The 13465-nt window shown below is 73.5% G+C and carries 11 protein-coding genes; 4 read left to right on the forward strand and 7 right to left on the reverse strand.

Annotated elements, in window-relative coordinates; genetic code table 11:
• Positions 1–57 precede the first annotated feature (57 nt).
• From AB0877_RS15570 to AB0877_RS15580, 3 genes are read left to right on the forward strand one after another with little or no spacing between them, the layout of a single operon-like run.
• Positions 58–738, forward strand: a complete 681-nt coding sequence (locus tag AB0877_RS15570; protein WP_366609283.1) for a response regulator transcription factor — start codon at positions 58–60, stop codon at positions 736–738.
• Complete coding sequence (locus AB0877_RS15575; RefSeq protein WP_366609284.1) at positions 735–2090, forward strand: HAMP domain-containing sensor histidine kinase; 1356 nt, start codon at positions 735–737, stop codon at positions 2088–2090. Before AB0877_RS15570 ends, AB0877_RS15575 begins: the two co-directional genes overlap by 4 nt.
• Positions 2087–2650: a GerMN domain-containing protein gene (locus tag AB0877_RS15580; protein WP_366609286.1), complete on the forward strand. Its 564-nt coding sequence runs from the start codon at positions 2087–2089 to the stop codon at positions 2648–2650. Before AB0877_RS15575 ends, AB0877_RS15580 begins: the two co-directional genes overlap by 4 nt.
• 111 nt (positions 2651–2761) lie before the next feature.
• Here AB0877_RS15580 and AB0877_RS15585 read toward each other — a convergent pair whose 3' ends face one another.
• The 7 genes from AB0877_RS15585 to AB0877_RS15615 all read right to left on the reverse strand — a co-directional run bounded on the left by AB0877_RS15585 (position 2762) and on the right by AB0877_RS15615 (position 12167).
• Positions 2762–4678, reverse strand: coding sequence for a glycerophosphodiester phosphodiesterase family protein (locus AB0877_RS15585; protein ID WP_366609287.1), 1917 nt, complete (start codon positions 4676–4678; stop codon positions 2762–2764).
• A 100-nt stretch (positions 4679–4778) separates the two neighbouring features.
• Positions 4779–5483: a hypothetical protein gene (locus tag AB0877_RS15590; protein ID WP_366609288.1), complete on the reverse strand. Its 705-nt coding sequence runs from the start codon at positions 5481–5483 to the stop codon at positions 4779–4781.
• A 107-nt stretch (positions 5484–5590) separates the two neighbouring features.
• Positions 5591–5971 carry a DUF742 domain-containing protein gene (locus tag AB0877_RS15595; protein WP_366609290.1) on the reverse strand — a complete coding sequence of 127 codons (381 nt, stop codon included), beginning with the start codon at positions 5969–5971 and terminating at the stop codon, positions 5591–5593.
• The gene (locus tag AB0877_RS15600; RefSeq protein WP_366609292.1) at positions 5949–6398 is read right to left on the reverse strand and encodes a roadblock/LC7 domain-containing protein; all 450 of its coding nucleotides are present in this window, start codon (positions 6396–6398) and stop codon (positions 5949–5951) included. The genes AB0877_RS15595 and AB0877_RS15600 overlap by 23 nt, the downstream gene beginning before the upstream one ends.
• Positions 6395–8344 carry a nitrate- and nitrite sensing domain-containing protein gene (locus AB0877_RS15605; protein WP_366609294.1) on the reverse strand — a complete coding sequence of 650 codons (1950 nt, stop codon included), beginning with the start codon at positions 8342–8344 and terminating at the stop codon, positions 6395–6397. The genes AB0877_RS15600 and AB0877_RS15605 overlap by 4 nt, the downstream gene beginning before the upstream one ends.
• A complete protein-coding gene (locus tag AB0877_RS15610) occupies positions 8341–10902 on the reverse strand; it encodes a LuxR C-terminal-related transcriptional regulator (RefSeq protein ID WP_366609296.1) in 2562 nt (853 codons plus the stop codon). The genes AB0877_RS15605 and AB0877_RS15610 overlap by 4 nt, the downstream gene beginning before the upstream one ends.
• A 5-nt stretch (positions 10903–10907) precedes the next feature.
• Positions 10908–12167: an Hsp70 family protein gene (locus AB0877_RS15615; protein WP_366609298.1), complete on the reverse strand. Its 1260-nt coding sequence runs from the start codon at positions 12165–12167 to the stop codon at positions 10908–10910.
• 300 nt (positions 12168–12467) lie between these two features.
• On the opposite strand from AB0877_RS15615, the gene AB0877_RS15620 reads away from it, so the two are divergent.
• Entirely contained in the window at positions 12468–13355 is an 888-nt protein-coding gene (locus AB0877_RS15620) for an IniB N-terminal domain-containing protein (protein ID WP_366609300.1), read from the forward strand.
• Positions 13356–13465: the final 110 nt, after the last annotated feature.

Consider the following 13465-nt stretch of genomic DNA (forward strand, 5'->3'; position numbering starts at 1 on the left):
ACCGCCGGCCGGCGGGCACGGTTGGCCGGCGGGCGGTCGGCCGAGGATGATTCCGGGATGACGGCCGTACTGGTGATCGAGGACGACGACCGCATCCGGCTCGCGCTGCTGCTGGCACTCGAGGAGGAGGGCTACGACGCCCTCGGCGCGGCCACGGCCGAGGAGGGTCTGCGCGCCCAACGTCACCACCCGGCCGACTACGTGCTCGTCGACCTGATGCTGCCCGGCCTCGACGGCTTCGAGTGCATCCGGCAGCTGCGCCGAGACGACGACGTTCCGATCGTGGTGGTCAGCGCCCGTGACGGCACCGACGACATCGTGGCCGCCCTCGAAGCCGGCGCCGACGACTACGTGGTCAAACCCGTGGCCATCCGGGAGCTGACCGCCCGCCTGCGGGCCCTGCGCCGCCGTGCCCGGCCGGCGTCGGCGCCGGAGCCCGTGCCGGCGGTCGCCTTCGGCGAGTTGGAGATCAGCCCGGAGGCGGGGGAGGTGCGCCGGGCCGGCCAGCAGGTGACTGTCACCCGCACCGAGTTCCGGCTGCTCTGTGAGCTGGCCGAGCACGCCGGTCGGGTGCTGTCGCGTCAGCAGTTGCTGCAACGGGTCTGGGGGTACGACAGCGGCGACGAACGCCTCGTCGACGTGCACGTCGGTCGGCTGCGGCAGAAGATCGAGCCGGACCCGGCGAACCCTCGGCACCTGGTCACCCTGCGGGGCCTCGGCTACAAGCTGCAACGATGAGACGCCTCGGACTGCGTACCCGGGTGACCGCCGCGTTCGCCGTCGGCGCGCTCCTGCTCTCGGCGTCGATGGCCCTGATCTCCTACGAGCTGACCCGACGGTCCCTGCTCGACGACCGCGAACGCATCGCCCTGCGGGCCGCCTACTTCGACGCCGCCGTGGTGCATGCCGGCCTCGACACCGACACCCCCGACGTGGTGGAGGTGCTCCGGTCGTTGGACACCGGCGGAAGCCGTCGGCCGGTGCTGCACCTCAACGGCGAGTGGTACGCGAGGGCCGCCGACCCCGGCACCACGGCCGCCATCCCCGACGAACTGCTCCGGGTCGTCTCCGCCGGGGAGCCGGCCCTGCAGCGTGTCCGCGTCGACGGGCAACCGGCCCTGGTGGTCGGTGTGCCGCTGTCGGCGTCCGCAACGTACTTCGAGGTCAACTCGCTGCGCGAGCTGGAGCAGACCTTCCGGGTGCTGGCCCTCGCGCTGACCAGCGTCGCGGTTCTGGTCGCCGGGTCCGGGGCGGCCCTCGCCTGGTACGCCACCCGACACGGGCTGCGGCCGCTGACAGCCGTCGCCGACGCGGCCGAGAGGATCGCCGCCGGTGACGTCACCGCCCGGCTCGACCCGGCCACCGACCCCGACCTCACCCGCCTCTCCTCGTCGTTCAACCAGATGGTCGACCGCCTCGCCCTGCGCATCGAACGGGACCGCCGGTTCGCCGCCGACGTCAGCCACGAACTGCGGTCCCCGTTGCAGACCCTCGCCGCGGCGGCCAGCGTCCTGGCCCGCCGTCGGGAACACCAGGACGAACGGACCGCCACCGCCGCCGGGCTCGTCGCCGACGAGGTCGACCGTTTCCAACGGCTCGTCAACGACCTGATCGACCTGGCCCGCAGCGACCAACCGGCGCACCGTGCCCCGGTGGACGTGGTGGAGCTGGCCCGGGAGACCTGCGACGCGTACGAGTTGCCGGGCACCCTCGTCCGCCTGGCACCGGACGTGCCCGCGACGTGGCAGGTCGAGCGGCGGCGGGTCGCCCAGATCCTGACGAACCTGCTCGACAACGCGGCCACCTACGGCGGTGGCCCGGTGGCTGTTCGCCTGAACCGGGACGGGGACAGCGGCGTCATCGAGGTCGACGACGACGGTCCGGGCGTTCCCGTCGAGGACCGCGAGGCGATCTTCGACCGGTTCGTCCGGGGGCGAGCCGCCCACACCCGTGGCGCCGGCGACGGCACCGGCCTGGGGCTGGCGCTGGTCGCGCAGCACGCCGCCGCGCACGCGGGGCAGGTGACGGTCGCCGACCGTCCGGGCGGGGGCGCCTGTTTCCGGGTCACCCTGCCCGGGAGCCTGTCGTGAGGCCCCGCCGTCTCGTCCCGTTGGCCCTCGTCGTGCTGCTGAGCGCATGTGGCATCCCCACCGACGACACCCCACGCGCGGTGCCGGCCCCGCGAGGGCCGTTGAGCAGCGCGGCTCCCGCCGACACCACCGCACCGGCCGGCAGCGCCGTCGAGACGCTCTGCCTGGTCCGGAACAACCGCATCGTCCCCGTGGTCCGGCGCGTCGACAGGGCACCCAGCGTCGCGGACCAGTTGCGACACCTGCTGGCCGGGCCCAGCGGGGCCGAACGGGACAGTGATCTGACCAGCGCGCTGCCGGGTGCGGTCAACGCGGCCGGCGCGACAGTTACCGGGTCGCAGGCCGTCGTCGCGGTCGACGAAGCCGCCGAGGTGGGCGGTCGCAGCGACGAGGTCCTCGCCTTCGGCCAGATCGTCTGCACTCTCACCAGCCGTGAGGACGTCTCCGCTGTGGCCTTCCTGCGCGACGGCAGGGCGCTGGGCGTGCCCCGGGCCGACGGTTCCCTGTCCAGCATGCCGCTCACCCGCGGCGACTACGCCCCTCTCATCAGCGAACGCTGAACGCGAGGTCTCGGGGTCGCTCGGTGGAAGACCTGAGACGAAAGCCAGGGCGAGGCGAGTGAGGACCGGGGTGGCGCTGGCCCCGTCGGACCAGCGCCACCCATCACGCCGCTACCTCAGGGCGAGGGTGCGGGCGTCGGCGGCGATGACGCTGGCGACCTCCGCCGGCACCAGCTTGCCGGCCTGCCGGTCGGCGTAGGTGGCCAGCTCGGCGTACTGGGCGTGGGCCAGCTTGGTGGTCATCGCCGTGACGGCGGCCGGGTCCGCGCCCGAGGTGAGAATCAGATAGCCGAGGCCAGCCTGGCTCACCGTCACGGTGAAGGTGCTGGTCGCCGTGGCGGTGCCCTCGGGACCGGTCGCCTCGGTGGTGATGGTGTGTCGGCCGGCGGTCAGCTTGACCAGGTCGAGCTTGCGCCCGGCGGCCGACCTCTTGCCGTCCAGCATCACGGTGATGGTGTCGGCGTTGGTCGCGGCGACCGCGATCACCGGTGACTGTGCCCGGTCCAGCCGAGCACCGTTGGTCGGCGAATCGATCCGCACGCTCGGGTCGGCGGGGGCCCGCTGAACGAACGCCGAGTTCCAGCCGACGAGCTCCGCCGCCCGGTTGGTGATGATCGCGTCGGTGCCGATCCGCTCCAGCCGCTGCCACAGGCCGGCGGAGTCCATCGTCCAGGCCATCACGGCGACCCCGGCCGCGTGCAGCGGGGCGACGACCTCCGGCTTGGCCAACAGCGCGTTGCCGTCCGGGTTGTACGCGGTCAGGTGCAACTCCTTCGCGATCGCCACCGGGTCGGCGTCCAGGGTGCTGCGGAGCAGGCCGAGCGGCAGCTCGGGGGCGATCTCGTAGGTGTACTTCAGCGCGTCGACCTCGAAGCTCTGGATGAAGACCCGGCCCATCATCTGCTCGTCCCGGATCACCTGGATGATCGTGGCGACCTCGTCCCGGGTGTGCTTGCCCTTGATCTCCACGAGCAGGTTGCCACCCCGCGTGCGCAGGTCGGCGAGCTGCTCCGCGAGAGTGGGCACCCGCTCGCCGACGTACTGCGGGCCGAACCAGGAGCCGGCGTCGAGCGCCTTGATCTGCGCGGCGGTCAGGTCCCGGATGTTGCCGGTGCCGTCGGTGGTCCGGTCGACGGTGCCGTCGTGCAGGATGAACGGGACACCGTCCCGGCTCGGTTGGACGTCGTTCTCGATCCAGTCGGCGCCGCCCCTGCGGGCGATCTCCTGGGCGACGAGGGTGTTCTCCGGCGCGGCGGCGGACGCGCCCCGGTGGGCGATCACGGTGAACGGGCTGCCCTCGGGGCGGAGGTAACCGTTCGGCGCCAGCTCGGTGACGGTGACGTCGTCGTACGACACGGTCGCGCCGTTGACGAAGAGCCCCTGGACGCCGTCGGCGGAACGCTGGAGGCTGCTGGTCCGCATCGCCTCCCGCCCGTCGAAGATCCAACGAGCCTGGTTGCCGTGCACCTCGACGGCGACGCGCACGTCCCGGCCGGTGCCGGCGGCGGACAGGGCGGAGGCGGTGTTCGTCACGACCCAGGCGTTGGCGGTGGTCCGCTGGGCGAACTCGAGCCCGTTGGCGGCGGTGGTGCCGCTGCGCATGGTGGCGATCCACCAGGGGGTCACGCCGCTGGCGGGAACGTCGATGCCGAGCGAGGCCCAGCGGGTGGCGGCCGAGACCGACTCGAAGCGCATGGTCGCCTCGAGGCGGAAGTCGTTCAGGTGTCGACCGAAGGTGATTTTGTTGTTCTCGCTGGAGCTGGCGGAGGTTCCGTACAGTCGGCCGTTCTCGACCTTCCAGGTGCCGTCGACCGCGTGCCAACCGGCGGGCAGCGACCCGGCCGAGAAGTCCTCCGAGACGACGACGCTGCCCGGCTCGGCCGTGGCGGGTGACGAGGTGGCGACGGCGACCGCGACGGCAGCGCCGGTGACGGCGAGAGCGGCAACGGCGGCGGCGGCCCGGGTGCCCAGGGCGCCGAGGCGTGACCCGGCGCGGCGCGGCGACGGTGATGCGGGTGGGACAGTCATGGTCGCGACGGTACGAAGCACGCCCGAACTGATGATCAATCACGCATGGCTGCCGCCGGAACGCCGGGTGTACCGCGCTTGATCCGGCGTGCCGGACTGGTCAGTTCGGCAGGCCGGCGCAGGCGACGCCGTCGATCGTGCACGCCTTGGGCGCGGCGCCGGTCAACGATCCATTCACCCGGAACGTCACCCGGACCGAGGCGTTGCCGGGGACCTGACCGGTGTCCGGGTCCGGCACGAACGTCCACACCGCACCGTCGCGGCTGGCCCGCGCCCCCTCGACCCCGCTGACGCCCAGCGACTCCCGGGGCAGGGTGACGACCAGCGTCCACCCCGGTGCCGCGACCGGGCCCGGATTGCTGATCGTCACTGCCGCGCCGTAGCTGAGCAGCGCGTTGTCAGTGATGGCGAAGTCCGCGCCCAGGGCCGCCGCGGTGGGTTCGGGGGTGGCGCCGGTCGGTGTGGGCCGGGTCGACGACGGGACCGCCGGTGGGACCGACGAGGCCGAGACGGACGGGGACGCGGCCACCGCGGGGCTGGTGAGTGCCGGTCGCGCCTGCGCGCGGGGGGTGGCGGACGGCGACTCGCCCACCTGCTCGACCGATGGCGGCGGATCGAGGGTCACCGGCGTCAGCTTCTCCGGCGTACGCAGCACCCCGACGACGGACACGGCCGTCGCGATCAGCACCCCGAGCGCCGCGACGACGGCCACCCAGGTGGCCCGCGAGACGTCCTCCCGACCGGTGAGCACCCGCCGTGCGGCCGTGACGATGGCCACGACCCGATCCAGCAGAATGATCGCCACGGTACGGCGTGGTTGGGGTGGTGTTGCCGGCACTGCCAGTTTCTCCTTCACATAGTCGCCGGGTGCGTGCCCACGGTCCGTCCGGGTCGCGGTCAGCGTCTGCCCGGTCACAACCCGCGAAGCCCGACGAGTATCGCCTCGAGCAGGTCCTCGGTCGGCAGCTCCGACAGCGTCGGCGGTTCGTGCGTCTCGATCAGCCCGGCCGCGAGCAGGTCACCGAGCAGCACCCGGACCGTCCCCAGCGGAAGATCCAACTCGGCGCCCACCTCGGCCACCGACACTGGATGGTGACACAGCTCGACGATGCGCGCCTGTTCAGGGAAGAGCGGTGTAGGGGGCGTGACCCCCCGCCGGGCGACGACCAGCGAGATCAGGTCGAACTGGCCGCGTGCGGGCGCGGTACGCCCTCCGGTCATCGTGTAGGGCCGGGCGACCGGGCCCGCGTCGTCGTCGTACCACGCCTCGTCAGCGGCGCCGCTGGAGTGCACCTGTGTCCCCGATCGTCACCGAGGAGGCCGGGCCCAGCGTGATCGGCAGGTGCTGCTCGGCCTGCCCCACGAAGAGCGCCACCTCGTACGCCATGTCACCGACCTCGACGTCGTCACCGGCGATCCGCACGGTGAGGATGGTCCCGTTCGGGATGGTGGCGATGAACAGGAACGCCCGCGACATCTGCACCACGACCTGACGCAGCTGACCCGCGTCACAGGTCCGGGTGGCGGCCAGTCCCAACGCGATCAGTCCGGCGACCACGCCGGAGATCTGCTCGGCCAGCTTCGCGCCCACCCGCCGCGAGCCACCGAGCGGCAGCCCGTCCGGTGAGAGCACCACTGCGAACTCCGCGCCGTGCACCCGGTCGACCAGGTCGTTCAGGGCGTCGGTCAGGCCGTTGTCGGTGACCACTGCAGACGTCATTGTTGTCTCCTCGCTGTTCTGGCGACCGGCAACTCGACCGTGTCGAGGCTGGTCCTGCCGTGTTGCGGGCCGGTCGGCCCGGGGTGACGGACCCGCGTCGGTAGCCCGCCGTTGCCGACCGGGCCGGTCAGGTCGGCGTCGGTGTGGGCCGGTGGGTACGGGCTGCCGGGTGGTGCGTTGGCCGGGATGCGGCCGGTGTCGGTGACCGTGATCAGCCGGGAGGGTAGGAGCACGACAGCGGCCGTCCCGCCGCGCCGGCTGGGGTGCAGCGAAACGTGGGCACCGCAGCGGCCGGCCAGTACGGCGACCGCGTACCAACCGGTGCGGCCCGCGGGCGGGCCGTCCGGTGGCGGATCGCCGAGCAGGTGGTTCGCCTCGGCCAGCGCGGCGGCGTCCAGGCCGGGCCCATCGTCGACGACGATCAGGGCACATCCCTGCGGTCGGTGCTCGCCGCTGACCCGGACGGTGGTCTCCGCCCCGGAGAAGGCCAGCGCGTTCTCGATCAGCTCCGCCAGCAGGTGGATGACGTCCGTGACGGCCGGGCCGGCGAGCGACCACGGCCAGTGGGGCGCGATCAGGACCCGGTGGTAGTCCGGCACCTCGGCGACCGCGCCGCGCGCCACGTCGAGCAGTGGCACCGGGCGTCGCCAGCGGCGGGCGGGTGTCGCGCCGGCCAGGGTGATCAGCTTCTCCACGTTGCGGCGGACCCGGGTGGTGAGGTGGTCGAGTTGGAACAGCTCGCCGGTCTCCTCGGTGGACCGTTCCCGACGTTGCATCCCGTCCAGCAGGCTGAGCTGGTCGCGCAGCAGGACCTGGTTGCGTCGGGTCAACCCCAGGAACAGCTCCCGCGCGGTGTCAGCCTCCGGCGTCGCCGGGTCGCGGGGTGCGGCCGGCGTGCCCGGTTCCGGAGTCGAGGGATCGGTGTTGCTTCTGGTCAGTTCGTCGGTCAGGCGTCGGACGGTGCCCGCCCAGCTCAGCAGGAGCACGAGCACGACGATGAGGCCGAGCCCCACGACGGCACCGGTACGCGCGATGAGCATGGCGGCACCGGGGGTGGCCCGCTCGACGCTGCCGCGGGCGGTGTTCGTCACCACTGTGTGCAGCGCGCCGAGGGCGGCGTCCGCGGCGGCCCGCCAGTCCTGGACGGTGACACCGGCCAGGGCGTTGGCGGTGCCGCCCTGCAGCAGCCGGTCCTCCAGGGCGAGCAGAGCCGTAAACTCGGGCCCGGCCGCGAGGCGCTGATGCTCGGCCCGGCCGTCGGGCGGAAGCCCGGCCACGGCCTCGGTGTGCGCGTACCGCTGAATGCTGACCAGCGCAGTCAGCCGGCGCTGCTCGTCGGCGCCGAGCCGGGCGGCGGCCAGGCCCGCGCTGAAGGCCGTGTCCTCCCGGGCCAGCAACTCCCGGGCGCGGGCCAGCGCGATCACCGCGCGGGTGTCGGCGGCCAACCCGCTCTCGTACGCGGCCCACTCCGGGCCGTACACCCCGAAGGCGATGTCGATGACCTCGTCGTACCCGTCGACTGCCGCCCCCTGGTCGAGCCGCCCGGTGTCGACCAGGGACCGGGTCGTGCCCAGGCCGTCGAGCCGGCGGACCAGCTCGCCGGCCCGGTCGCGGACCGTGCCGGCGCTGAGCAGCCGGAGGTCGCGGCCCTTGGTGAACGCGCGGATCTCGGCGGCGGCCCGGTCGGTGCCTTCGCGGGCCCCGACCAGCTCGGGGGTCGTCCGCCCCGCCCCGGCGATCGTCTCGGCGGTGATCCGGCGTTCCGTCTGGAGGCTCAGAATCAGGCGGTCAATGGGCTGGCCCAGCGTGTCCGCCAGCGCCCGCACGCGCAGCAGGTCGACGGCGTCCTGGCTGGACACGTAGGCCGCGTACGACCAGAGCGTGACCAGCACGGCGGCCAGCACGGCCAGCCTGGTCCGGATCAGCCGGACGTCGTCACGGGTCATCGGGTCGCCCGCTGCGGCCACGGTTGCCCGGCCGTGTCGCTGGCCCGGTCGGCGACGAGGGTGCGCAGCAGCGCCAGCAGTTCGGTGCGGTTGGCGCAGTTGAGCCGGTTACGCATCCGCGCCACGTGGTGTTCGACAGTCTTGGCCGAGATGAAGAGCCGATCGCCGATCTCCCGGTAGGTCAATCCGGCGAGCACCAGCTCGGCGACCTCGTACTCGCGGTCGCTCAGGCCGTGTTGGGTGGGGCCGGCGATCCGCGCCGTGCTCGTACCGGCCGTCGGGGTCTGCCCGGTCTGCCCGCCGGAGGGCCGCCCCTGCAACGCTCGGGCGCATTCCAGCAGGGTGGTCATCGCCCGTCGGTCCGCGGTGCGGATCGCGGCCTGCCCGGCGAGGCGGGCGCCGTCCCAGCACAACCCGGTGTCGTGCAGCCCCCGGGCGGCGGCCTCCACCCGGATCGGGTCGACGACACCCCGGAGCACCTCCACCCAGCTCTCCGCGGCGGCGGCGACCACTGCCGCGTACCGGCTGTGGCCGGCAGCGGCCAGCAACGCCGTGACGTGTCGGTCGGCGATCGTCGGCTCGCCGGCCAGGATGGCGGCGTGCAGCTCGCTCCAGTGCAGCGGAACGCTCCACAGCGGTGGGTCGTCGAGGCGGTCGAGCAACTCACGCCCCTGGTGCAGGTACGGCTCCAGCCGGGCCAGGTCACCCAGCCGTGCGCCCGCGATGGCCAGCTCACCCAACGGCAGCAGGGTGAACAGGTCGACGGGGTGCCGCACCACGGCCTCCAGCGCCTGCTCCCAACCACGCTTGAGCGCCCCGAGGTCACTGTTGCGCCGGCCGATGCCCATCCGGATCGCGGCGGCGAAGAGCTGGTCGCGTGACTCCAGTGGCCGCCCGTCGAGCGTCACAGTGGCGAGCCGCTCGCCGGCGGCGTGGATCTCGCCACGGACCATCAGGATCCAGGCCTGCAACAGCCGGTGGCGACGGGCCATCAGCGGGCCTCCGACACCGGCGCCGAGGGCGCGGTGCAGCACCCGTTCGGCGATCTCCAGCTCACCGCAGTGCACTGCCGTCAACGCGGCGAGCGCCGCCGGGCTGTCCGGCAGCAGCGCCGCCCGGCCGTCCGGCTCCAGCAGCGCGGCGGCCTGCACGAGCGCGGAGAGCGCGGCGGTCGGGGGGCCGGTCACGCTCTCCCGTACACCGTTGGCCATCAGTCGGGCGGCGCTGGCGTGCAGGGTCGGGGGGTCGCCTGCCGGGTCGGCCGCCGGTGACTCGGTGCGGGCGGCCGGGTCACCGATGGCCAACCCGCCGACGATGGCGAACGCCGCCGCCGAGGCGGTGCCCGACCACCGGAACAGCTCGACGCTGCGACCGATGTGACCACGGTGAGCCAGGGCGGTGGCGGCGACCACGGCCGCCTCGGAGCGATCCGGGGGAGCGGCCGTGGCCAGGAGGCGGTCCGCCAGCCGAAGCGCGTCGTCGAGGTCGCCGGCGAGCGCGGCGGCGAGCGCCTGCTGCGCGTTGGGCGGCCGGCCGGCTGCCGTGGCCGCCGCGAACAGCTCGGCGGCGAACGCCGGCTCGTCGGCCAGCGCCTCGTCCGCCGCGGCGGCCAGGGTCGCGGCCGGGCAGTCGCCGAGCGCGCCGAGCGCGCGCAGGGAGCGGACCAGCGGCAACACCGCGCCACCGCGGGCGAGCTGCAACTCGGTGAGCCCTCGCCAGACCGCTGTCCGGTCGGTGGTGGGGCTGAGTGTCGCGACGGCTCGCCGGACGATCGGTGCGAGCCGGCCGTCCGCGCCGAGCAGCCCAGCCGCCCTCGTCGTGGCGATCAGGTCGTCCACTCCGGCCGGGTCCCGGCCCAGCAGCGCGCCGAGCATGGTCACCGGCAGCGACCCGCCGGCCGCGACAGCGAGCAGCAGTCGTCGTACCCCGGGGGGTTGGACGTCCAGGTCCGGACCGAATTCGAGGATGACGGAGCGGGGTGGGTCCACCGTGCCGGTGCGGGTTTCCGCGCCGGCCAGGCCGCGGGCCAGCCGGGCCACGTCGCGGGGTACGCCGGCGGTCTGCGTGTGGACGAAGTCGACCAGGTCGGCCGGGCGGCCCAGCTCGGGCGTGCTGGCGAGATGGGCGGCGGTCTGCTCCCGGGTGAACGGTGTGAGCAGCACGGCCTGCCCGTCGCGTCGCAGAGCGTCGACCAGCTCACTGAAGGCCGCCGAACGCGGCCACGGGCGGTGGGCGACCACCAGGCGGTGTCGCCGGCCCGCGACCAGACGCAACAGTGCTTCGGCCCGTGCGTCGTCGAGCAGGTGCGCGTCGTCGACCAGCACCACCGTGTCGGGGTCGACCGGCTCGTCCGGCTCCGGGGCGGTCGTGCGGACGGCGATCCCGGCGCGCTGGTGAACGCGCTCCAGCTCGGCGAGGAACGCGGTCTTTCCGTGACCGGCCGGGCCGGCGACGCCGACGGCGAGTGGGCCGCTCGGGTCCTGCGCGACAGTGTCCAGTAGCGCCTGCAAACCCCGGTCCAGGATCAACCCTGGCGCGGCGAGGTCCTTCATGATCATCGGGGTCATCCTTCGCGTCCGCGGCCGCGGGCCAGCGCCAGGCGGGACGGCTTCGGCAGTTCCAGTGGGAGGACCCGCACCGGGGGCCGCGGTGGCGGATCGCCCGGAACGGTGTGATGAGGGCGGCGTGGTGCCGGAAGGGTGGCCCGCCCGGCGCCGCTGACCGGAGCCGGGACTCGAGCCGGCGGTGGCTGGCGAGGGCGTGGTGACACCACCTGGCAGGCGGCCATCGCCGCCCCGGTGGCGGCGGTCAACTGTGCGTCCGGCTCCACCTCGACGGGCACCGCGAGAGCCGCGCCGATCAGTTCGGCCACCAGCGGGACCCGGGTGGAGCCGCCGGCCAGCAGGACGCCGTCGAGTTGCGCCGGGGTCAGGTCGGCACTGCTCACGGCCCGGAGCAGGAGGTCGACGGTGGCCTGCACCGTCGGGCGGATCATGGCCTCGAACTGCGCCCGCGTCACCGGCACCCGCGCCGGGCCGCTCGGCAGGGTCAGCATCACGTCGGCCGTGAGGTCGACGGTCAGCACCCGCTTGACCCGGTCACACTCCGCGCGCAGCCCGCGCAGCGCGGCCTGGGCGCCGCGACGGCCGGTCGCGGCCAACTCCCGGGCCAGCACGGTACGGGCATGCTCGGCGAGCGCCTCGTCGAAGTCGGCGCCACCGACCGAGTCGAGACCCTGCGGGGTGCCGAACGTCTCGTACGTGCCGCGCGGGGTGCGGCGCACCAGAGCCGCCTCGAAACTGTTGCCCCCGAGGGCGTAGACAACGGCAGTGCTTCCCGCGAACCCCCGAGCGGCGTGACTCTCGGCGACGGTGACCGTGCGGGGCAGCAACGTCACGTGCCGTAGGCCGAGGTCCGACAGGGCGCGGTGCAGCACCTCCCGCCGGTACGGGCGCCACCCTGCCGGGTGGCTGAGCACGATCGCCTCGGCCGCCCCGCCCTCCAGGGCGTGGACCCGCTCCACCACCCACGCCGCCAGTTCGGCGGTCAGCGTCTGCGGCGCGCACGGCTCGCCGCCGAGCAGCACCGGCACGTCGTCGCCGATCCGGTGGACGAAGTCCCGGGTGATGCGGCTGCCGTCGTCGGTCACCGGCTCGCCGACGCGCAGCGAACCGTCCTCGACCAGGCACAGCACCGAGGGCATGAGAGGTGACCCGGCGCTCAGTGGGACGGCTTCGGGACGGGTCCAGGTCGCGCCGCGTCGCCGTGCGACGGCGGCGGCCGTGTTGCTGCTTCCGATGTCTATCCCCAGGACGTACGGCATCGTCTCTGTCTCTCCCCGTGAGTCAGCCGGTCGGTGGCGATGGCGTCGGCTGCCCGACGACCCACCCCCGGCGAACCCCGCGGGCTCCTACGTTCGTACCAGAGATCAGACCCTGGTCGGGACCCTAATCTCGTCGGGACGGTTTCCCCCTGTCCCCCTAACGTACGAGGTGGCGCAGCCCCTAGTTCAACCGGCCCGGATGCGGGTTCAGCCCCGATGCCCGGGGGCGGGCCCCGGCCATAGCGTCGTCACCGTCGACGTACGACACCCGCCAATGCCACATCCGAGGAGAACCGGCACATGGACTCGCAGCAGACGCTCCACGACTTCGTGCTCGACCTACTGACGAACCCGGATGCGCGGTCGGCCTTCGACCTCGACCCCGAGGGTGCGTTGCGGGGCGCGGGGCTCACCGACATCACCGCTGCGGACGTGCAGGACGTCGTGCCGCTGGTCGTCGACTACGCACCGGGTGCCGGTCTCGCATCGTTGGCCTCGCCGGTCGGGCAGCTCGGGCTGGACCCGCTGCTCACCGACACCACCGACGTGGTGGGTCAGTTGCAGAGCGTGGCGCAGCAGATCAGCGTCACCAGCTCGCCCAGCGGGGTGGACGTCAAGGCCGGCGTGCTCGGCGCCATCGCCGTCGACCCGTCGACCGCCGCCGCCGGGGTCACCGTGCTGCCGGGCATCGGTCTGGGTGTCGGACCGTCCGGCCTCGACACCGACCTGGCCGGTGTCTCCGACGTGGCGCACACCCTCGACGCCGACGTGGTGCAGCCGGTGGACGCGATCGCGGACCCGGTGCTCGGCGACGTCACCGGCACCGTCGGTGACCCGAGCGGTCTGCTCGGCGACGTCACCGACTCGAACCTGATCGGCGGCGACCTGACCGGTGGTGTCCTCTCCGGCACCCATGGTCAGCTCGGCGGGGTCGTCAGCTCCCTCGGTGTCGACGACACCCTCAGCGGGCTGGGCCTCGGGCACGGCGACGGCATCGTCGGCGGGGTCCCGCCGCTCGACGTGCCGTCGACGGTGGGCGGCGTGACGCACCAGGTGGACAGCCTCCTCCCCGGTGTCACCGACACGGTCGGTGACGTGACCGGTGGGGTCACCGATGGTGTGCTCGGCGGCGACTCGCACGCCTCGACCGATCACGGGCTGCTGGGTATCACCGGCGGTCTGCTCTGATCCGGATCTCCGGTCGGAGCGAAGGGCCGGATCGTCTCGGGCGATCCGGCCCTTCCCGGTTCCACATCCGGTCCCTCTTGATAATTGAGCCGAAATCCGCACACTTGGTG

This window comes from Micromonospora sp. NPDC047644, from assembly GCF_040704315.1.
Lineage (GTDB): Bacteria > Actinomycetota > Actinomycetes > Mycobacteriales > Micromonosporaceae > Micromonospora.